The following is a 20,379-nucleotide window of genomic DNA, read 5'->3' as shown; positions in this document are numbered from 1 at the left end:
TTCACCCCTTCCTCTTGGCGCGGGCGTCATAGGCGTGTGACTTGCGCCAGTTTTCCATGAACGCGGCCAGATCGTCATCGACCTGCGGCGGCATCACCACCTTCAGCTCGACCTGCTGGTCGCCGCCATTCACCCCGCGACCGCGCAGGCGCAGCTTTTGCCCGGTGGTGGCGCCCTTGGGAATGGTCAGGTTCACCGGCCCGTCGATGGTCGGCGCGGCGACCTTGCCGCCCAGCACCGCCTCGTCGATCGAGATCGGCAGGGTGGTGAAGATGTCATCCCCCTCGCGCACGAAATCCGGGTGCTGGCCGACGCTGAGCGTCAGGTAGGCATCGCCCGCGCCGCCCTTGCCATAGCCGGGACCGCCCTTGCCCTTCAGCCGGATGGTCTGGCCCTCATGCGCGCCCTTCGGAATGGCAACCTCGAGATCGCTGCCATCGGGCATGGTGATCCGCGTCTTGCCGCCCTTGGCGGCGGTCAGAAAATCGACATCGAGCTGGAAACGGTGGTCCTGCCCGCGCATGCTGAAATCGGCCTCGCGCTGACCCGCCCCCGCGCCCGGACCGCCGCCGAAGCCGCGAAAGCCCCCCTGCCCCGGTCCGCCACGCCCGCCGCCGCGCTGGCCGAACAGATCGCCAAACACATCCGATAGGTCAGGATCGCCGCCAAAGCCGTAGTCCTGCGCATAGGGATTGCCCGCCGCCTCGGCATGTTGCCGGTAATAGCGCTGCTGCGGCCGCTCATGGCCCTGATCGTCGATCTCGCCCGCGTCAAAGCGCCGGCGCTGCTCGGGGTCTTTCAGCAGGTCATAGGCGGCCGAGGCAGCCTTGAAACGCTCGCCCGCCGCCGGATCGGGGTTCAGGTCGGGGTGATCGGTCTTGGCGATCTTGCGATAGGCCTTCTTGATCTCGGCATCGCTGGCACTCTTGGATACGCCCAAAGCTGCATATGGATCACCCGCCATTCCCCGGCCCCCGTCTTGGTTCTTGCCTCAACAAGATAACCACCGGAGAGGTTTCATCAATAGGGCTGGGGATGGGCCTTGTGCAGCCGGTCGATGGCTTTTGCCAGATCGCGGTCCATGCGCCGGTCGATCCCCGCCAGCAGATGCGAAAGCTGCAGGGCCGTGGTTGCGCCGATGATCGGCACGACCTTGAAGGGTCGGGTCAACTGCCAGGCCACGGCCAGATGCAGCGGGTCCCAGCCCTGTTCGGCGGCAAGCTGGTGATAGGCCGCCACCGCCGCGATCCCGCGCGCGGTCTTGCGCCCGCCGAGATTACCCAAGCCCCCATGCGCCTTGTCCACCGCCGCGCGGCTGCCATCGGGCAGCGAGCCCTCCTGATACTTGCCGGTCAGCAGCCCCGCAGCCAAAGGCGAATAGGACAGCAGCGTCACATCCTCGTTCACCGCGACCTCGGCCAGATCGGTGTCATAGGGGCGGTAGAGCAGTGAATACTCGTTCTGGATCGCCGCCATGCGCGGCCCGCCGGTTTCCCCGGCCATATCGAGCCATCGCGTCAGCCCCCATGCGCTTTCATTCGACAGGCCGGCAGCGCGGATCTTTCCCGCCGAAACCGCCGCCGCCAGCGCCCCCAGCACGTCGCGCATATGGTCCAGCGTCTGCTCGCGGTTCTGCCCCGAGGGGTCATAGGTCCAGTTCTGCCGGAAGGCATAGGAACCACGCACCGGCCAGTGCAGCTGGTAGAGGTCGATACGATCGGTGCCGAGGCGCTTCAGCGATCTGTCGATCGCCGCCGTTACCGCCTTGCCGTCAAAGGGGGTATTGCCGTTCACCATCTGGCTTGGCCCGGTGATCTTGGTGGCGATCTCGACCCGATTGCGGTGGCCGGTCCGCGCCAGCCAGCGGCCGATGATCTCCTCGGACCGGCCCACGGTCTCGCGCCGGATCGGGTTCACCGGATACATCTCGGCGCAGTCGAGAAAGGTCAGCCCGGCCTCCAGCGCCATATCCATCTGGGCATGGGCCTCGGCCTCCGCCGTCTGACTGCCGAAGATCATGGTGCCAAGGCAGATCTCGCTGACCTCGACATCGCTGCCGCCCAGTTTCACGCGCTGCATGGATTAGCCCTTGTCCCCGTCCACAACGTCACGCGCGCTCATAGCCCGCGCTGGCGGCGATCAGGTGCCGGGTATAATCCTCGGTCGCGCCGCCGTGACGCAGTTGATCGACGGTCATGATCTCCTCGATCCGCCCGCCGCGCATCACCGCCAACCGGTCGCACATGTGGCCCACAACGGAAAGGTCGTGACTGACCATGACATAGGTCAGCCCGTGCTCGGCCCGAAGATCGGTCAGCAGGTTCAGGATCTCGGCCTGCACGCTGACATCCAGCGCCGAGGTCGGCTCGTCCAGGAGCAGCAGCCGGGGCTCGGCCGCCAGCGCCCGGGCAATGGCGACGCGCTGGCGCTGGCCGCCCGACAACTGGTGCGGATAGCGGAAGCGGAAGCCCCGACCGAGGCCCACATCTTCCAAGAGCCGGGTGATGCGGCTGTCGATATCATCCATGCCCTGCAGCTTCAGCGTCTCCGACAGCACCCGGTCGACCGAATGACGCGGGTGCAGGCTGGCATAGGGGTCCTGAAACACCATCTGCACGGTCTTGTGAAAGGCCCGGTCGCGCTTTTGACCCGCAACCGCCTGCCCGGCGACCTCGATGGTGCCGGACCAGCTGTCGATCAGCCCGGTGATGGCGCGCAGGATGGTGGATTTGCCGCTGCCAGATTCGCCCACGAGGCCGAAACTCTCGCCCTCGGCCACGGTGAAGCTGGCGCCCTTGACGGCATCGACCCGGTCGGGCGGAAAACCGAACCAGACATTCAGGTCATCAACCCTCAGCATGTCAGAGGCCCCCCGGAAAATCGGTTTCGCTCAGTTCACCCTGCAGCGGGCCGTCGCGCCAGCTGTCCTGCCGCTGCAGCACCGCCAGCCGCTCGACCGGGTGATCGAGCCGCGGCAGGCTGTTCAACAGCCCCTGCGTATAGGGGTGGCGGGCATTGTGCAGATCCTTGGCGGCCAGCGTCTCGACGATGCGACCGGCATACATGATCAGCACCCGGTCGCAGAATTGCGCCACGAGGTTCAGGTCATGGCTGATGAAGATCAGCCCCATGCCACGGTCGCGCACCAGCCGGTCCATGATGTTCAGGACCTCGGTACGCACGGAAACGTCCAGCGCAGAGGTCGGCTCGTCGGCTATCAGGATCTCGGGATCGGGGGCCAGCATCATGGCGATCATGATGCGCTGACCCATGCCGCCCGAAACCTCGTGCGGATAGGCGCCCATGACCCGTTCGGGATCGCGGATCTGCACCGCGCGCAGCATCTCCAACGCCTTCTGCCGGGCGGCATCCCTCGCCCCGCCGGCATGAAGGCGATAGGCTTCGATGATCTGGTCGCCGATCTTCATCACCGGGTTCAGGCTGAACTTGGGGTCCTGCATGACCATGCTGATGCGGTTGCCGCGAATGGCGCGCATCTGCCGCTCGGGCAGGTTCAGGATCGACTGGCCGTCCAGCTCCAGCCGGTCGGCGCTGACCTTGCCGGGCGGCCGCACAAGGCCCAGCACGGCGCGTCCGGTCATCGACTTGCCCGAACCGGATTCGCCCACCACGCCAAGCCGTTCGCGCCCCAGATCAAAGCTGACCCCGCGCACCGCCTCGAACACGCCCTGACGGGTCGGAAAGGCAACGCGCAGGTTCTTCACCGACAGCAGCGGCGCGCTCATTCCTTGGCCCCCTTCGGGTCCAGCACGTCGCGCAGGCCGTCACCCAAGAGGTTGAAGGCCAGCGAGACGATGAAGATCGCCAGACCCGGCATGGCCGCGACCCACCAGAAATCGAGGATATAGGTCCGCCCGTCCGAGATCATCGCCCCCCATTCCGGCATCGGCGGCTGCGCACCAAGGCCGAGGAAACCCAGACCGGCGGCAGAGAGGATGATCCCCGCCATGTCCAGCGCCACCCGCACGATCAGCGAACTGACGCAGAGCGGCCAGATATGACCGATCAACAGCCGCATCGGCCCCGCCCCCTGCAAGCGCGCGGCGGCGATGAAATCGGCATTGCGGATGGTCAGCGTCTCGGCCCTTGCCAGTCGCGCATAGGGCGGCCAGGCGGTGATCGCCAAGGCCAGAACGGCATTGCCGATGCCGGCGCCTAGGGCGGCGACAAAGGCCAGCGCCAGCACCAGCTTGGGGAAGGCGAGGAAGATATCGGTGATCCGCATCAGCACCTGATCGACCCAGCCGCCGGCAAAGCCCGCCACCGTGCCGATGAAAAGCCCGATCACCGGCGCGATCAGCGCCACGGTGCCGACGATGAACAGCGTGATGCGCGAGCCGTGGATCAGCCGCGACAGGATATCCCGGCCCAGATGGTCGGTGCCCAGCCAATGCTCAGGCCCCGGCGGTTGCAGCCGGTCGGCAAGGTTCTGGCTGAACGGGCTGTAGGGCGCGAGCCAAGGCGCGAAGATCGCCATAAAGATCAGCAGGATCAGGATGACCAGCCCGAACATCGCCAGCTTGTTGGCGCGGAAGGTCAGCCAACCCTGGTAGATCGCCCCCAGCCGCGCCTGCCGGCGGGTCTGCGGCGCGTCGGTCAGCAGCCAGTCGCGGCGGCTTTGAAATTGCACGTCGCTCATTTCGACCTCGGATCCAGCACGCGATAGAGAAGATCGCTGAGAAGGTTCAGCCCGACGAAACAGGTGCCGATGACCACCGTGCCGCCCAGAACCGCGTTCATGTCACCGGCCAGAAGCGCCTTGGTCACGTATTGGCCGAGGCCGGGCCAGCTGAAGATGATCTCGGTCAGAACCGAACCCTCCAGCAGCGAGCCGAAGCTGAGCGCGATCACCGTGATGAGCGGGATCGAGATATTGCGGAAGGCATGGCGCCAGATCACCGCGCGTTCGCTGAGGCCCTTGACACGCGCCGTGGTGATATATTCTGCCGACAGCTGCTCCAGCATGAAGCTGCGGGTCATACGGCTGATATAGGCAAGGCTGAAATAGCCCAGCAGACTGGCGGGCAGGATGATGTGGGAAAACGCATCCTTGAACGCGCCCCAGTCGCCGGCGATCAGGCTGTCGACCATCAGAAGGCCGGTCACATTCGGCACCATGCCGGTATAGATGATATCCTGCCGGCCCGGGCCGCCGACCCAGCCAAGGATGCCGTAGAAGATCAGAAGACCCATCAGGCCCAGCCAGAAGATCGGCATGGAATAGCCAACCAGCGCCACGACGCGCGCAACCTGATCGACCCAGCCACCCCGGCGCGCGGCGGCGATGACGCCAAGCGGCACACCGACCAGCACGCCGATCAGCGTGCCAAGCGTGGCCAGTTCGACCGTGGCCGGGAAGACCCGCTTGATGTCGTTGATGACCAGCTGCCCGGTCGAGATCGACTTGCCGAAATCGCCCTGCAGCACGTCGCCGATATAGCCGATGAACTGCACGTAAAGCGGCTTGTCCAGCCCCATGGCCAGATAGGCGGCATCATATTGCGCCTGCGTGGCGCGGTCGCCGACGACCTTCAGCACCGGGTCGATGGGCATGACCCGGCCGATGATGAAGGTGACGAGAAGCAGGCCCAGAAGCGTCAGGAGCAGCGACAGGAACACCCCGCCGATGCGCTTCAGCCGGCGGAGGGTGGCGGCGCGGCGGTCAGCCGCCGAAGGGCCAGCGGGGGACGGGCCTGAAGCCCGCCCCCCCTCGGCACCGCTTTCGGTGCTGCTCAAGGCTTATTCGCCCTTGGTAACCGCGCGATAGATGACCGAGGTCACCGCCTTGCCCGAGTTCCAGTTCTCGACCCCGTCGCGCAACCCGGTCGGCTCGATCCGCTGGAACAGCGGCACGATCGGCGCCTCGGCCTGATATTGCTTCTGCAGGTCGATATACATTTGGGCGCGCTTCTCGCCGTCCTGCTCCAGCGTGGCATCGACGGTTGCCTTGCCCATCGCCTCGGGCACGGCATAGGCGTTGCGCCAGGCCAGAAGGCCGGTGGCATTGGCCTCGTCGCTGTTGTCGGGGTTATAAGCGAAGGTCGCGGCATTGGTGTTCGGGTCGGAATAATCCGGGCCCCATTCGCCAAGGAAGATCGGCACTTCGCGGGCACGATAGGCATCCAACACCTGCGCGCCGGTCATCTGCTCGATGTTCAGCGTCAGCCCGGCCTCGGCCATGGAAGCCTGCAGCGCCTGAGCCGTGTCGACATATTCGCGCAGGTCGCGAACCTTGGTGGTGATGGTCTTGCCGGCCATGCCGGCTTCCTCGATCAGCGCCTTTGCCTTGGCGACATCATAGGTATAGGGGTTCTCGTCCAGCGCACCCAGGTAGCCCGAGGGCAGGAAGGCCTGATGCACCATGAACTGGCCCTTCAGGAAGCTGCCGGCGATGCCCTCGTAATCGACGAGATATTTCATCGCCTCGACAACCTTGGGATTGGACAGAACCTCGTCCTTCTGGTTCAGACCCATGTAGAGGATACGGCCACGCGGCTCGTCCTGAACCTTGATGCCCTCGACGGTCGAGACCGCCTCTACATCCGTCGGCGTCAGGTTGCGGGCCACGTCGATATCGCCGGCCTCGAGCTGCAGGCGCTGCGCGCTCGACTCGGCGACGTTCTTCACGATCACCCGCGCCATCTTCGGCGCGCCCTGGAAGTAGTCGGCAAAGGCCGTCAGCTGCACCGCCTCGTTCGGGGTCCAGCCGGCCAGCACATAGGCGCCCGAGCCGGCATCGTTGTTCGACAGCCAGGCATTGCCCATGTCCTCGCCCTCGACATGCTGCATCACCAGCTCTTTATCGACCACGCTGGCGATGTTGGCGGTGAGGCAGTTCAGCACGAAGCTGGGCGCATAGGGCTTGTCCATCGTCAGCGTCAGCTTGTTGCCGTCCGCGGTGATGTTCGTCTCGACATTGTCGGCGGTGAAGCCGAACTGGGTCAGGATGAAGGCCGGGGTCTTGTCCAGCTTCACCGCACGCTGCAGCGACCAGGCGGCATCCTCGGCCCGGACCGGATTGCCCGAGTGGAACTTGACGCCTTCGCGCATGGTGAAGGTGATCGACAGCCCGTCCTCGCTGACCTCCCAGCTTTCGGCGAGGCTCGGCTGGAAGCCCTTGTCCAGGTCGAGCGGGTCGAAATCGACCAGGCGGTCATAGGTGTTGTTGTTGACGTCATTGCCCGAGAATTCGAAGGACTGCGCCGGGTCGAGGCTGATGATGTCGTCGATCGTGTGGGCCACGACCAGCACATCGGCCGGAGTCTCGGCATAGGCCGCCGGCGCGAAGGCCAGCGCCGTGGCCAGCAGCATCGCCCGCGTGTTCAAGAACTTGGTCATCTAAACGTCTCCCTGTGATTGTTCTCCGGCCGAACTCTCCGGTTCGGCGTCATGGCCGTGACAGTGGCGCAGGGCTGGCCGGTTTGGCAAGCCCCATCCGCCTTACTCGGTTGACGCAGCCGGTTTCAGCGCCGCCATGCCCTCGCTTAAACCCTTGGTCGAAATCGGAAAAACCGCCATCTCGGCACCTACGGCAGGACGGTATCCAGCCAGCACCTGCTCGGCCCCGGTCAACCGGTCCAGCGCCGCCTGATCGGGCAGGTTCACCGCCTCGCAGATCTGCGGGCTGCAGGCCTGCCAGATGAAGGGAAGCTGCTCGTCCTCGGTCGCACCTTCGGGTTGCAGGACGAAGCTCGAGGGCAGATGCGCCCCCACCGGCACCTGCGCGACGAGGATCTGTTTCCCGTCATCGGTCCAGAAGGCCAGCAGTTCGGCCAAGAGCTGGTTGGTTTCGCGCATCGAGATCCGCTGGCTCAACATGCAGCGGGTGCGGTTCACCCCCAGCGCCTCGCAGCGCACGGTCCAGTCGTCGAAGGCCTGCCCGTTCGAAATCTCGGCGGGCGCTTCGGCAGCCTCGGGCGCGGTGGCGTCCTGCGCAAGCGCGGCAAGCGGCAGGGTGGCGGCGAAAAGGGCGGAAATCAGAACATGTCGCATGAAGCGTCCTTGTTTGGGTCAATCATTGAAAATGGGCAAAGGGCAGATAGCGGACCGGCGTTCCGGGCGCGACCTCGACCGCGCCGTCGGGCAGTTCGACCAGGCCCTCGGCCCAGCTTAGCCCGCTGATCCGGCCCGAGCCTTCGGACTCGAACACCTCTGCCGCGCCATCCGCGTTCAGCCGGGCGCGCAGATATTCGCGCCGCCCGGGGCGTTTCGATTTGCCGAACGCGGCGGGAACCGTGAAGGCCAGCGGCTCGCGCCAGCCCGCGCCGGCGATCAGGCTGGCGGCGGGGCGGGCAAAGATCAGCGCGCAGACCAGCGCCGCGACCGGGTTGCCCGGCAGGCCGATCACCGGAACGCCCTGCCAGCAGGCCAGCGCCAAGGGCCGCCCCGGCTTCATCGCGATCCGCCACGCCGTCAGCTCGCCCTGTTCGGTCAACAGCCGGCTGACATGATCCTCGTCCCCCGCCGAGGCCCCGCCCGAGGTCAGGATCAGGTCGCACTCCCGCGCGCCCCGGTCCAGCGCCGCGGCGATGGCGGCGGGATCATCGGGCGCATGGCGCAGATCGACCGCCTCCGCTGCCCAGCCTTGGGCCAAGGCCAGAAGCATCGGCCGGTTCGCATCCCAGATCTGATGCGGCAGCGCGGGCAGGTCGGGGCTGGCGATGATCTCGTCGCCGGTCGACAGCACGCCGACGCGCAATCGTGGCCGCACCGCCAGCCGCGCGATCCCCAAAGCCGAAGCGAGCGCCAGATCAGCGGGCGTCAGCCGCCGCCCCTTGGGCAAAGCCAACGCCCCCTCGGCCATGTCCTCGCCCGCCATGCGGGTATTCGCCCCGCGCTTCGGGATCCGGTCGAACCGCACGCGCGCGCCGGTCACATGGCTTTCCTCTTGCAGGATCACCGTATCGACGCCCTCGGGCAGGATCGCCCCGGTCAGGATCTTCACCGCCTGCCCCTTGGGCAAGGCCCCCGCAAAGGGCTGTCCCGCCGCCGCCCGGCCCTCGGCCAAGGGCAATTCCTCGGCGGCGCTCTCATGGGCAAAACCGAACCCATCCACCGCCGCGTTGGCGCGCGGCGGGTTCGACCGCCGGGCAAAAGCATCCGCTGCCAGCACCCGCCCCAGGGCCTCACCCGTCGCCACCTCTTCGGTCCCTTTGAGCGGCGACAGCGCCGCCCTGAGCCGCGCCTGCGCCTCAGCCACCGGCAACCAGTCCACCCCGGGCGGCATCGAGGATTTCTCGGGGCGGTTCACCGGATCACCTGCGCATGGTCCCAGACAAAATCCGCCAGCGCCGCCGTGTCGTCATGGCCCAGCACCGGCAACGCTGTTTCGGGCGCGGCGGTCGAGGCGACGGCGATGATGTGATAGCCCTCGCCCAGCAGGGGCCGCCCGGTCTCGGGGCGGTGGCATTCGATCTTCGGATGCGGCGCGGTCTTGTAGCCCTCTACCAGCACGATGTCGCAGGGCTCCAGATGGGCGATCAGATCGCTCAGCATCGGCTCTGCTGCCACGTGCAGTTCCGTCATCAACGCCCAACGCGCGGGCGTCGACAGGATCACCTGCCCCGCCCCCTGCGCCCGCAGATGAAAGCTGTCGGTGCCCTCGACATCGATATCGGCGGCGTGATGGGCGTGCTTGATCGCACTGACCATCAGCCCGCGCTGGCGGAATTCATGGATCAGCCGCCCGGTCAGGTTGGTCTTGCCGGAATTCTTCTGCCCGGTGATGCCGAAAATTTTCATGCGCCGATCAACCTTTCCGCCGTGGCAATATCCTCGGGCGTGTTGACGTTGAAGAATGGATCATACGGGTCCGAGGACCAGACCGCCCGGCCCGCAGCATGGCCTTCGGTCCAGAGGACGATCTTTCGCAAACCGCCCTGCAGCGCCGCCCGCAGATCCTCGCGCAGCGCCACGGGCCAGAGGCCGAAGGTCGGATGCTGGCGGATCACGCCGGCCTCGTCGGGGCTGGCGGCCAGCGCCAGACCCTGCGGCCCTGCAGCGGCTTGCAACCGCGCCGCCAGATCGTCGGGAAAGAAGGGCGTATCGGCGGCGGCGGTGATGATGGCCTCCGCCCCCTGCCCCGCCGCCCAGTCGAGTCCGGCCAGAACACCGGCCAGAGGCCCGGCAAAACCCTCGATGCTGTCCGAAAGCACCGGCAGGCCAAGGGCGTCGAACCGCCCCGCATCGCCATTGGCGTTCAGCGCCAAGGTCGCGCATTGGGCGCCAAGCCGGGCGATCACCCGATCCATCAGGCTTTCGCCGCCGACCAACCGCAAGCCCTTGTCGCCGCCGCCCATGCGCGTCGCCCGTCCACCCGCCAGAATGACCCCTGGCAGCCTAGTCATCGGCGGCACTCTTGCGCCGGTGCTTGCGGTCTTCCTCGGGGACCGAGGCCAGATCGGCATCGAAAACCAGTCGCTCGGCCCCGGCCAGACAGGTGAAGCGCTGCCCGCGCATCCGGCCGATCAGCGTCAGCCCCACCTGCCCCGCGATCTCGACGCCCCAGCCGGTAAAGCCCGAGCGCGACGCCAGCACCGGAATGCCCATCTGCGCGCATTTGATGACCATCTCGCTGGTCAGCCGCCCGGTGGTGTAAAGAATCTTGTCTGTCCCTTCGACGCCGTGGCGGAACATGAAGCCGGCGATCTTGTCCACGGCATTGTGGCGGCCAACATCCTCCATGTAGACCAGCACCCGGTCCTTCTGGCACAGCACCGTGCCATGGATCGCCCCGGCCGCGAGATAGAGCGAGGGCAGCGTGTTGATCTGGCGCGCCAGCGCATAGAGCCAGCTGGTCCGAACCTCGGCCGCAGGCAGTTTCAGCCCCGCGATCCCCTCCATCAGGTCGCCAAAGACCGTGCCCACGGCGCAGCCCGAGGTGCGGGTCTTGCGCGACAGCTTGTCCTCGTAATCCGTCTGGGTGGCGGTGCGCACCACGACCGCCTCGGCTTCGGCGTCGAAATCGACGCCGGTCACCACCTCGCCCGGCTTCAGCATCCCCTGGTTGCGCAAGAACCCCAGCGCCAGATAGTCGGGATGATCGCCGATGGTCATGGCAGTGACGATCTCGCGGCCATTCAGCCAGATGGTCAACGGCCGTTCCTCGACCACCCGCAACTCGACCGGCTGGCCCAACTGGTCAAGGCCCGTCACCGCACGGGTCAGGCTGACGGCTTCGGGATCGGGCAAGATCGGCAGAGGTGGCAGCGGCTCGGTCATGCGCGGCAGTCTGGCGCGCAGACCCGGGGGGTGCAAGGGGGCAGGACCGGGGTGATCCCCGCGGCCCTATTCCGCTTCGCCGCCGCTCAGCGCCTCATAGGTCGCCTTCTGCCGTTCGGTCCAGCGCAGGTCGAGGTGCAGCCCGTCTTCGCCGGCCTCTTCGCGCTCGACCACGCCGGCCTCGTGCAGCCAGGCCCGGCGGCGACCGTCCGAGAAGGGCAGCACCACCTGCCCCGGATAGCGCGGTTCATCCAGGGCCTCGCCCAGATGGGCGTCGATGGCGGCAATCAGGTCGTCCAGTCCCTCGCCAGTCAGGGCGCTGACCGCCTGCACACCCTCGGTGCGCGAATCGGTGCGGCGCAGGGCGGCGCGGGTATCGGCGGACAGCGCGTCGATCTTGTTCCAGACCTCGATCAGCGCCACGTCCTCGTCCACGCCCAGCCCGTCGAGGATCTCGGCCACATCCGCCGCCTGTTCCTCGGTTTCGGGATGGCTGATGTCGCGGACATGCAGGACCAGATCGGCTTCCAGCACCTCTTCCAGTGTGGCGCGGAAGGCGGCGACCAGTTCATGCGGCAGGTCGCTGATGAAGCCCACGGTATCGGAGAGGATGATCTTGCGCCCCTGCGTCCCGCCGCGCGCATCGGGCAGGCGAATGGCGCGCATGGTCGGGTCCAGCGTGGCGAAAAGCATGTCCTTGGCCAGCACCTCGGCCCCGGTCAGGCGGTTGAACAGCGTCGATTTTCCCGCGTTCGTATAGCCAACCAGCGCGACGATCGGATAGGGCACCTTGGCCCTCGCGGCGCGGTGCAGGGTGCGAGTCTTCACCACGCGCTCCAGCTGCCGGCGCAGACGGGTCATCTGCTCATCGATGGCGCGGCGGTCGGCCTCGATCTGGGTTTCCCCCGGACCGCCGACGAATCCCAACCCGCCCCGCTGGCGTTCAAGGTGGGTCCAGGCCCGGACCAGCCGGGTGCGCTGATAGCTGAGGGCGGCCAGTTCCACCTGCAAGACACCCTCGCGCGTGCGGGCGCGGTCGGCGAATATCTCGAGGATCAGCCCGGTCCGGTCCAGAAGCTTGACCTCCCAGGCCTTTTCCAAATTGCGCTGCTGGACCGGGGTCACCGGGCCGTCGATCAGCACCAGATCAACCTCGGCCTCGGCCAGTCGCTCGCCGATCTCGGCGACCTTGCCCTTGCCGAACAGCCGACCCGCATCGGGCTTGCGCAGCCGCGCGACCTCGGAACCGACGATCTCGGTCCCCGGCAGGGCATGAGCCAGCGCAATGGCCTCGGCCAGCGCATGTTCGGGTTCACGCCGCTGGGTGCGCCGATCTGCGAGGTCGGGATGGATCACATAGGCGCGTGTCGGCCGGGCCTCGGTCGAGGTGGTTTCGGCCAATCAGTCCTCGCCTTCGTAGAGGCTGATCGGCTGCCCCGGCATGATCGTGCTGATCGCGTGCTTGTAGACAAGCTGCGATTGTCCATCGCGGCGCAGAAGCACGCAGAAGTTGTCAAACCAGGTGATGACGCCCTGCAGCTTCACGCCGTTGATCAGGAAGATCGTGACGGGCACCTTGGCTTTGCGGACGTGATTGAGAAACGCGTCCTGAAGGTTCTGCTTGTCGCCAGCCATCTGGTCTCAACCTGCCTGCTAAAGTTGGTCTATATATCAAGGTGTAGGCGCAGCGCAGCGCGCTTGCAAGTTACTTGACATCATCCGAAGCCATGGGCCGGCACAAGGGCAACAGCGCTTTTTATTCGCGCCTCTGGCAAATCCGATACAGTGTCGATGCTCGTTTGCAGCGGTTCTTTCGCCAAGAGGCGCTCAGCGACGCCAGAAATCGGGCGTGAACAGGGCCAGAATCGCCAATGTCTCCAGCCGCCCCACGATCATCGCACCGGCGAGGATGGACTTGTTGAAGATCGACAGGCCCGACCAGCCTTCCCACGGGGCCGAGGCGATGCCGGCAGTGCCCTCGAAGGTCGGGGTCAGGGGGATGGCTCCGGCCAGCGGGCCGGTATTCGTCAGCGCGGCGATGGACAGGATGGTCGCGGTCTCGAACTCGATCTGCTGGATCGAGATCAGCGTGACCACCACGGCGATGGACATGGCAAAGAGCATGAAGAAGATGAAGGCCAGATAGGCGCCCTCGCGCCGCAGCCGCCGGGCCATGCGCCCGCCCCCGGCGATCGAGCGCGGGTGGATGATCCGCTCCATCTCGCGTTCGCCATGGCGCGCAAGGGCATAGACGCGCAGCAGCTTCACCCCACCCGCCGTGGTCGCCACGCCGCCGCCAAAGATTGCCAGCCCGGCCAGGATCAGACCCGGCGAAGAGAGCCCCGACCAGGTCCGCGCGCCCTGCCAGTCGGCGCTGTTCCAGCCGGTCGTGGTCAGATAGCTGAGACCGTTGAAGAGGCCGCCCCAGGCCGCCGCCGCGCCCCTCACCACGCTTTCGAAAGGCTGCTGCGCGGGGCCCGCGGCGGCTTCGGCAGCGCCGGTCTTGGCCACGTCGATGGCACCGATGAAATGGCGGGCGAACAATACCAGTGCGACCAACAGCACGATCCCGGCGGCCAGCCGCAGTTCGGGATCGTCGATGACCCGCTCGGTCGAGCGCAGCTCGCCCCCGCCCGGCCAGAAGCGCCGCGAGAGGGCGAGGATCAGGAACAGGAAAACTACGACCTCGCCCGCCACGCCCGCGCCATCGGTGGCCGGGCCGATGACCGGCGAAATGCCCGAAGTGGCCAGTGTCCCCATCGCCCGGCACAGCGCCACGATGGAGCTGTCACCCAGAAGCAGCAGGATCACCCACATGACCAGCGTCAGCCCGGCATAGACCGGCGCAACCGCCTGCGCCGCGCGCAGTACGCGATAGGCGGGATCGACGAGCTCGGTCTGATAGGACGGGCTGGACAGATGCGGCTGAATCTCACGCGGGTTGGCGGATTTCGGCAGCCGCTCGAAATATTCCTGCCGGCCATAGGGTGAGGACATCAGTTCGAAGCCGCCCACCCGCAGTGGCGCGAGGATGGCGATGGCGGCGACCAGCATGAACAGCCCGCCCATCCAGCCGACGAGCGCCCGCCACAGATGCAGCGGCAGCGGCAAGAGGTCGGCGGAATAGAGCGAGGCCCCGGTGGTGGTCAGCGACGACACCATCTCCCACCAGGCGTTGAAGAGGCCTGTATCGGGCATGCTTTCGGAAAAAGGCACCGCCAGCATCAGCGGCAACAGGCCCATGGTCGCCACCATGGTCAAAAGCATTGAGCGGGCGCGCGGACCGGCCGGATTGGCGGCGGTGGCGATGCCAAGCATCCCCGCGAGGATCAGGAACAGGATACCGGAATAGAAGAAATTGCGCGCGATGGCGTCGAAATCCATCACCGAGGCATAGACAGCCGGGATCAGCATCGCCAAGGCGCCGATCCCGGCAAGGATCACGATCAGCGGCAGGCGGATCAGGACCGACATGCGCGCGGCCTCAGAAGAAGTCGATCGAGACCTGAAGCAGGCGCTCGACCTCGGGAACATCGGCGGACAGCGCGAAGATCAGCACGATGTCGCCCTCTTCGATGCGCATGTCCGAGCTGGGCTTCAGCACCTTGTCGCCCTTCTGCACCGCGCCGATCAGCACGCCCTCGGGAAACTCGATGTCGCGGATCGCCCGGCCCGAAATCGGCGAGGTGGACAGCACCTGCGCCTCGATCACCTCGGCCTCGGCATCACCGATGGAATAGATGTCGCGCACCCGGCCATGGCGGATATGGCGCAGGATGGTCGAGACGGTCGTGGCGCGCGGGTTGATATAGGCGTCGATGTCCAGCGCCGACATCAGCGGCACCAGCGTCGGGTCGTTGATCAGCGCGATGGCGAGCTTCGCCCCCGCCTGCTTGGCCCGGACCGAGGCGAGGATGTTGGTCTTGTCGTCATCGGTGATCGCCAGCACCGCATCGGCGCGCGGCACCGCGGCCTCTTCCAGCAGTTCCGCCGACAGCCCGTCGCCGTTCAGCACAATGGTCCGCTCGAGCGCATCCGCCGCAGCCTCGGCCCGGTGGCGGTCGCGTTCGATCAGCTTGGCGCGGACACGTTCGGGCCGCGCCTCGAGCGCACGTGCGACCGCAAGGCCCACATTGCCGGCGCCGATGATGACCACACGCTCCTGCTTCTCGGTGGGCTTGCCAAAGATCTCCAGCGCCCGGTCGACATCCTCGGAATGGGCGAAGACATAGATCTGGTCATGGGCGAACAACTGGTCGCCGGGCTCGGGCGCGAACAGCCGGCCATCACGGCGCACGCCGGCGACAATGGCGCGCAGGCTGGAAAAGATCTCGTTCAACTGCCGCAGGGGCGTATTCAGAACCGGGCTGTCCTCGTCCAGCGCGATACCCAACAGGTGAACGCGGTTGCCCATGAAGGTCTCGGCATCGAAGGTCGAGGGTGCCGACAGCCGCTGCATCGCCGCCTGCGCCACCTCGCGCTCGGGGCTGATGACCACGTCGATGGGCAGATGCTCGGTGCGGTAGAGATCGGAATAGATCGCATCCAGATAGGCGGCGCTGCGCAGCCGGGCGATCTTGCGCGGGATCTGGAACACCGAATGGGCCACCTGGCAGGTGACCATGTTCACCTCGTCCGAATGGGTCGCTGCGATGATCAGGTCGGCATCGCGCGCGCCGGCGCGGTCCAGCACGTCGGGATGGCTGGCAAAACCGGTCACGCCCTGCACGTCCAGCGCATCGGTCGCCCGTCGCACCAGCTCGGCATTGTTGTCGATCACGGTCACGTCGTTGCGCTCGACCGACAGATGCCGCGCGATCTGCCAGCCGACCTGCCCTGCCCCGCAGATGATGATCTTCATGCCGTCCCGTCCCGCTGGATCGTCAAAGTCCAAGCAATAGGCAAGATGGCGGCGAGGAGCAATCGGTCGCCCTCGTTGGGCCCTATTCCGGTGCCGTGACTGCCTGCCTCCCAGGTCTTCGCGCGGCGGTTGTGCTTGCCGCGGAAGGGCCATTGGCGTAGACTAATAGAGCCTGAAAAGCTGCAGCGGTTCGGTCGCGCTGCTAAGATGCTGGCCTTGGGATGATCCGGCCGGGGCAACCCGGTTCCAGCGCAGGCAGGGGCCGTCCAGCGACTGACCACGCGGTCGGAAACGGGCAGGGATTGCGCAGCATTGATGCAGGTCCCTGCGATCGGGCCAACCGTCAGGCGGGAGTGTAGCATTTGTTCTGCGCGGGCCGACATCGGTGTTTCGTCGTCTGTGCACCTTGGCGCCCACGGCATGGGCAAGGCGTTGTTTTCCCTCCGAACAGCATGCCCGGCGGTGTGAAGTCTGTTGCGGTCAGCCATTGGCGAACCCACTTCCAATGACCGACCGCAACATGGAACTGAAGGCCAGCCCCGGGGACCGGGGCTTGCGGCTCACTTGCCCGCCATCATCTCGTCATCGATCCTGACGCCGCCGACGACCCCCAGCGATTTCAGCTTGCGATGCAGGGCACTGCGCTCCATCCCGACGAATTGTGCGGTGCGACTGATATTGCCGCCAAAGCGGTTGATCTGCGCCAGGAGGTATTCGCGCTCGAACAGCTCGCGCGCCTCGCGCAAGGCCAGCGCAGTGATCTGCGGCCCGAGGCTCAGCGCCTCGCCGTTTTCCGAGCTTGCGCCCTGCGGCTCCAGCTCGGCCGGCTGGATCGGGCCGCTGTCCTCGGCCAGAATCAGCACCCGCTCGATCACGTTGCGCAGTTGCCGGATATTGCCGGGCCAGCGCATGGATTGCAGGGCCGCAACCGTCTCGTCGGGCAGCGCGCGCGGCGTCAGGCCCTGATCGCGGTTGAATTCCTCGATGAAATGCTGCGCCAGCAGGGGGATGTCATCCCGGCGCTCGGCCAGCGAGGGGACGACGACCGGCACGACGTTCAGCCGGTCGAACAATTCCTGCCGGAAGCGGCCACCGGCGATTTCGACGGCCAGATCGCGGTTGGTCGAGCTGACCACGCGCAGGTCGACCCGCACCCGATCGGCCCCGCCAGAGCGGCTGAATTGCTGCTCGGTCAACACCCGCAGGATCTTGGGCTGGGTGCCGACGGGCATGTCGGCGACCTCGTCGAAATAGATGACCCCACCATGCGCCTGTTCCAGCAGCCCCGGCTCGACCCCGCGCTCGGGCGTCTCGCGACCGAACAGCACCTCCTCCATCCGCTCAGGCTCGATGGTGGCGCAGGACACGGTGACGAAGGGCGCACGGGCGCGAGGGCTGTTGGCGTGGATATAGCGCGCGGCCAGTTCCTTGCCCGCCCCCGGCTCGCCGGTCAGCATCACCCGGCCATTCGATTTAGCGACCTTTTCCAGGTTGTCGCGCAGCCGCTTGAAGCTGGCCGAGATGCCCAGCATATCCGCCAGCTTCACATCGCCGCGCTTGAGGCTGCTGTTCTCGCGCCGAAGGCGGCTGGTCTCCATCGCCCGGTTGATCACCACCATCAGCTGGTCGATGTTGAAGGGCTTCTCGATGAAGTCATAGGCGCCCTGCCGGATCGCGGCGACCGCGATCTCGATATTGCCGTGCCCCGAGATGATGATGACCGGCACCTCGGGATTGTTGCGCTTGACCTGTTTCAGGATGTCGATCCCGTCCATCCGACTGTCCTTCAGCCAGATGTCGAGGATCATCAGCGAAGGTTCGGCGGCGTTCAGCTCGGCCATGGCCTCGTCCGAATTGGCCGCAACACGGGTCTGGAAGCCCTCGTCCTTCAGGATATCCGCGATCAGCTCGCGAATGTCGCGTTCGTCATCGACGATCAGAATGTCGCTCATGTCGTCCCCGTCTGCTCTTTTTCTGGTTTCTGCCGCCGGGACATCAGCCGGACCGGCTGGCGTTCCCGCGGCAATCTGATTTCGGCCATGGCCCCCTCATGGCCGGGCGCATCGGTCAAGGACAGGCTGCCGCCATGTTCCTCGATGATCTTCTTGACGATCGGCAGCCCCAGCCCGGTGCCCTGCGACTTCATCGTCACATAGGGCTCGAACAGGCGGGTGCGATCGGCGGGCAGGCCGGTGCCATTGTCGATGATGCGGATACTGACCGCATCGGGCTGGGCCTGCATCACCACCTCGATCCGCGGCACCCAGCCCTCGGGCGGGTTGGCGGCCTTCTCGTCCACCGCCTCGCCGGCATTCTTCAGGAGGTTGGTGAAGGCCTGGCTCAGCATCCCGGCATCGCAATCGACGATCACCGGCTGATCGGGGATCTGCGAGACCAGCGCCCCGCCAAGCGCATCCTGCTGGATCAGCGCCGCGTCGCGCAGCAGCCGCGCCAGATCGATCTCGGCCCGGTCGGGCTCGGGCATGCGGGCGAAGCGGCTGAATTCGTCGACAATGCGGCGCAGGTCGCCGGTCTGGCGGATGATGACGTCGACATATTGGTCAAGACTGGCGCGGTCCGCCTCGCCGGCCAGCGGCATGAACTTGCGCCTGAGCCGCTCGGCCGAGAGCTGGATCGGGGTCAGCGGGTTCTTGATCTCATGCGCCACGCGCCGGGCCACATCGCCCCAGGCGGCCATACGCTGCGCGCTGACCAGTTCGGTCACATCGTCAAAGGCCACCACATAGCCCTCGACCCCGCCATCGTTCGAGCGCCGGATCGCCATGCGCACCAGCAGGCTTTCCACCCGTCCCTCGCGGTTCAGCCGCACCTCGTCCTGCACCGCCTCGGCCACCGACCCGGAAAGCCGGTCGAACAGCGGCGCAAATTCAGGCACCGCCTGAGACAGAAGCGCATCGATGTCGCGCGCCGGGTCAAGCCCCAACAGCCGGGTGGCCGAGCGGTTCAGGAAATCGATCTCGCCGGCCGGATCCAGCCCGATCACCCCCGATGTAACCGAGGACAGCACGTTGTCGAACAGCCGGCGTTGCTCGTCACTGGCGCGGTAGCTTTCGATCAGTTCTTCGCGCTGGGTCTTCAGTTGCCGGGTCATGCGGTTGAAGCTTTCGCCAAGCGTCTGGATCTCGTCGCCGGTATCGGGCGCGGGAACCTGCACGTCCAGATCGCCCCGTCCGACCTGCTCGCTGGCCAGTGCCAGCTGCCCGATGGGCCGCGACAGCCGGCTGGCGAACCACAGGCCCAGCCAGATGGCGGCGGCGACCATCAGCAGCGCAAAGCCCAGATAGACCAGCGAAAACTCCAGCAGCACCCGCCCCCGGGTCTGTTCAAGCTGCTGGTAATCGCCCACGGTCTTGCGGGTGTCGTCCAGGAGCCCCAGCAGCGAGCCATCCACGTCGCGGGTGACGTAGAGGTAGCGGTCGGCCAGCGGCGGCAGCGAGACCAGCGCGCGGAACTCGTTGTTCTGCCAATCCTCGACCAGCACCAGCCCATCGGCCCGGGCCTGATCGAATTGCGTCACCGAGGGCGCCTCGTACCAGAAAAGATAAGATCGCTCACCGCGCGCGCGGATCTGGCCCGAACCGTCGATCACATAGGCCTCTCGCAGCCCGCGCTGGATCAGCCCCTGCCCCTGCGACAGCAATTCGCGCAACATTCCGTCCTGGATCAGCGGATTGTTCCGCGCCGCCTGCGTCAGCACCCCGGCCAGGGCACGGGCATCCTCGCTGAGATCGTGGCGGTGTTCCTCCTGATAGGCAACGGCGGCGGCCTGCGAGGTGGTCACCACCTGCTGCACCCGGTCCGAGAACCAGCCCTCGAGCCCGATATTGACCAGCAATCCGGCGAAAAGGGCGACCAGCACGGTGGGCACGAGCGCGATGATGGCAAAGACGCCGACCAGCCGCATATGCAGCCGCGATCCAGCCGCCGAGGCGCGCCGCGCCGCCAGAAGCCGCAGCAGCCGCATGGTGACAAGCCCGGCCAGCGCGATCAGGTAGACCACGTCCAGCATCAGCACCAGCCGCAGCACCCATTGCGGCGTGCGCGCGCCGAAAGGCCCAAGAACGAGAATGGTCGCGGCGGCCAGCGCAAAGCCCAGCCCCAGCATCGCGCCACTGACTGCGCCTTCCAGCCGCCAGCCATCGCCCAACCCGGCAAGCCTGTTCCGTATCGAGCCGCCTGCAGCTCCTGCCATCGCCACCTCAACGCCGTCTTCTGCGGCTGTTGTTGCAATGCCGTGACTCTGGCATTGCTTTCTG

18 protein-coding genes are annotated in these 20,379 nt (G+C 66.4%); all 18 read right to left on the bottom strand.

Annotated elements, in window-relative coordinates; genetic code table 11:
- Window position 1: 1 nt before the first annotated feature.
- The 18 genes from CX676_RS18395 to CX676_RS18310 all read right to left on the bottom strand — a co-directional run bounded on the left by CX676_RS18395 (window position 2) and on the right by CX676_RS18310 (window position 20,315).
- A complete protein-coding gene (locus tag CX676_RS18395) occupies window positions 2–964 on the bottom strand; it encodes a DnaJ C-terminal domain-containing protein (protein ID WP_101753859.1) in 963 nt (320 codons plus the stop codon).
- Between the two features lie 56 nt (window positions 965–1,020).
- Window positions 1,021–2,079, bottom strand: a complete 1,059-nt coding sequence (locus tag CX676_RS18390) for an aldo/keto reductase (protein ID WP_101753858.1) — start codon at window positions 2,077–2,079, stop codon at window positions 1,021–1,023.
- Window positions 2,080–2,107: 28 nt separating this feature from the next.
- A complete protein-coding gene (locus tag CX676_RS18385; RefSeq protein WP_101753857.1) occupies window positions 2,108–2,860 on the bottom strand; it encodes an ABC transporter ATP-binding protein in 753 nt (250 codons plus the stop codon).
- 1 nt (window position 2,861) lies between these two features.
- Window positions 2,862–3,746: an ABC transporter ATP-binding protein gene (locus tag CX676_RS18380; RefSeq protein WP_101753855.1), complete on the bottom strand. Its 885-nt coding sequence runs from the start codon at window positions 3,744–3,746 to the stop codon at window positions 2,862–2,864.
- Window positions 3,743–4,660, bottom strand: a complete 918-nt coding sequence (gene nikC, locus CX676_RS18375) for a nickel transporter permease (RefSeq protein ID WP_101753854.1) — start codon at window positions 4,658–4,660, stop codon at window positions 3,743–3,745. Before nikC ends, CX676_RS18380 begins: the two co-directional genes overlap by 4 nt.
- Window positions 4,657–5,649, bottom strand: coding sequence for an ABC transporter permease (locus CX676_RS18370; protein WP_198590370.1), 993 nt, complete (start codon window positions 5,647–5,649; stop codon window positions 4,657–4,659). Before CX676_RS18370 ends, nikC begins: the two co-directional genes overlap by 4 nt.
- Window positions 5,650–5,760: 111 nt before the next feature.
- Window positions 5,761–7,359, bottom strand: coding sequence for an ABC transporter substrate-binding protein (locus CX676_RS18365; RefSeq protein ID WP_101753852.1), 1,599 nt, complete (start codon window positions 7,357–7,359; stop codon window positions 5,761–5,763).
- A gap of 102 nt (window positions 7,360–7,461) precedes the next feature.
- On the bottom strand, window positions 7,462–8,013 hold the full coding sequence (locus tag CX676_RS18360) for an invasion associated locus B family protein (RefSeq protein WP_101753851.1): 552 nt from the start codon (window positions 8,011–8,013) through the stop codon (window positions 7,462–7,464).
- Window positions 8,014–8,035: 22 nt separating this feature from the next.
- On the bottom strand, window positions 8,036–9,271 hold the full coding sequence (locus tag CX676_RS18355) for a molybdopterin-binding protein (protein WP_332872942.1): 1,236 nt from the start codon (window positions 9,269–9,271) through the stop codon (window positions 8,036–8,038).
- Complete coding sequence (gene mobB / locus CX676_RS18350) at window positions 9,268–9,762, bottom strand: molybdopterin-guanine dinucleotide biosynthesis protein B (RefSeq protein WP_101753850.1); 495 nt, start codon at window positions 9,760–9,762, stop codon at window positions 9,268–9,270. The genes CX676_RS18355 and mobB overlap by 4 nt, the downstream gene beginning before the upstream one ends.
- Window positions 9,759–10,367 (bottom strand): molybdenum cofactor guanylyltransferase MobA, encoded by a 609-nt coding sequence (mobA, locus tag CX676_RS18345; protein WP_101753848.1) that lies wholly within the window; start codon window positions 10,365–10,367, stop codon window positions 9,759–9,761. The genes mobB and mobA overlap by 4 nt, the downstream gene beginning before the upstream one ends.
- Window positions 10,360–11,241, bottom strand: a complete 882-nt coding sequence (locus CX676_RS18340; protein ID WP_101753847.1) for a formate dehydrogenase accessory sulfurtransferase FdhD — start codon at window positions 11,239–11,241, stop codon at window positions 10,360–10,362. Before CX676_RS18340 ends, mobA begins: the two co-directional genes overlap by 8 nt.
- Window positions 11,242–11,307: 66 nt before the next feature.
- Window positions 11,308–12,642 carry a GTPase HflX gene (gene hflX, locus CX676_RS18335; RefSeq protein WP_101753846.1) on the bottom strand — a complete coding sequence of 445 codons (1,335 nt, stop codon included), beginning with the start codon at window positions 12,640–12,642 and terminating at the stop codon, window positions 11,308–11,310.
- The gene (gene hfq, locus CX676_RS18330) at window positions 12,643–12,876 is read right to left on the bottom strand and encodes an RNA chaperone Hfq (RefSeq protein ID WP_020949330.1); all 234 of its coding nucleotides are present in this window, start codon (window positions 12,874–12,876) and stop codon (window positions 12,643–12,645) included.
- 192 nt (window positions 12,877–13,068) lie between these two features.
- Window positions 13,069–14,715: a TrkH family potassium uptake protein gene (locus CX676_RS18325; RefSeq protein WP_101753845.1), complete on the bottom strand. Its 1,647-nt coding sequence runs from the start codon at window positions 14,713–14,715 to the stop codon at window positions 13,069–13,071.
- 10 nt (window positions 14,716–14,725) lie between these two features.
- Window positions 14,726–16,102 carry a Trk system potassium transporter TrkA gene (gene trkA, locus CX676_RS18320; protein WP_101753844.1) on the bottom strand — a complete coding sequence of 459 codons (1,377 nt, stop codon included), beginning with the start codon at window positions 16,100–16,102 and terminating at the stop codon, window positions 14,726–14,728.
- A 560-nt stretch (window positions 16,103–16,662) separates the two neighbouring features.
- Window positions 16,663–18,054, bottom strand: a complete 1,392-nt coding sequence (gene ntrX / locus CX676_RS18315; RefSeq protein WP_101753843.1) for a nitrogen assimilation response regulator NtrX — start codon at window positions 18,052–18,054, stop codon at window positions 16,663–16,665.
- Window positions 18,051–20,315: a sensor histidine kinase NtrY-like gene (locus tag CX676_RS18310; RefSeq protein ID WP_101753842.1), complete on the bottom strand. Its 2,265-nt coding sequence runs from the start codon at window positions 20,313–20,315 to the stop codon at window positions 18,051–18,053. Before CX676_RS18310 ends, ntrX begins: the two co-directional genes overlap by 4 nt.
- Window positions 20,316–20,379 lie beyond the last annotated feature (64 nt).

It is taken from the genome of Paracoccus zhejiangensis, assembly GCF_002847445.1.
GTDB classification, from domain to species: Bacteria; Pseudomonadota; Alphaproteobacteria; order Rhodobacterales; family Rhodobacteraceae; genus Paracoccus; species Paracoccus zhejiangensis.
The sequence above is the reverse complement of the archived record's forward strand: the minus strand, read 5'-3'. Positions and strand labels throughout refer to the sequence as shown.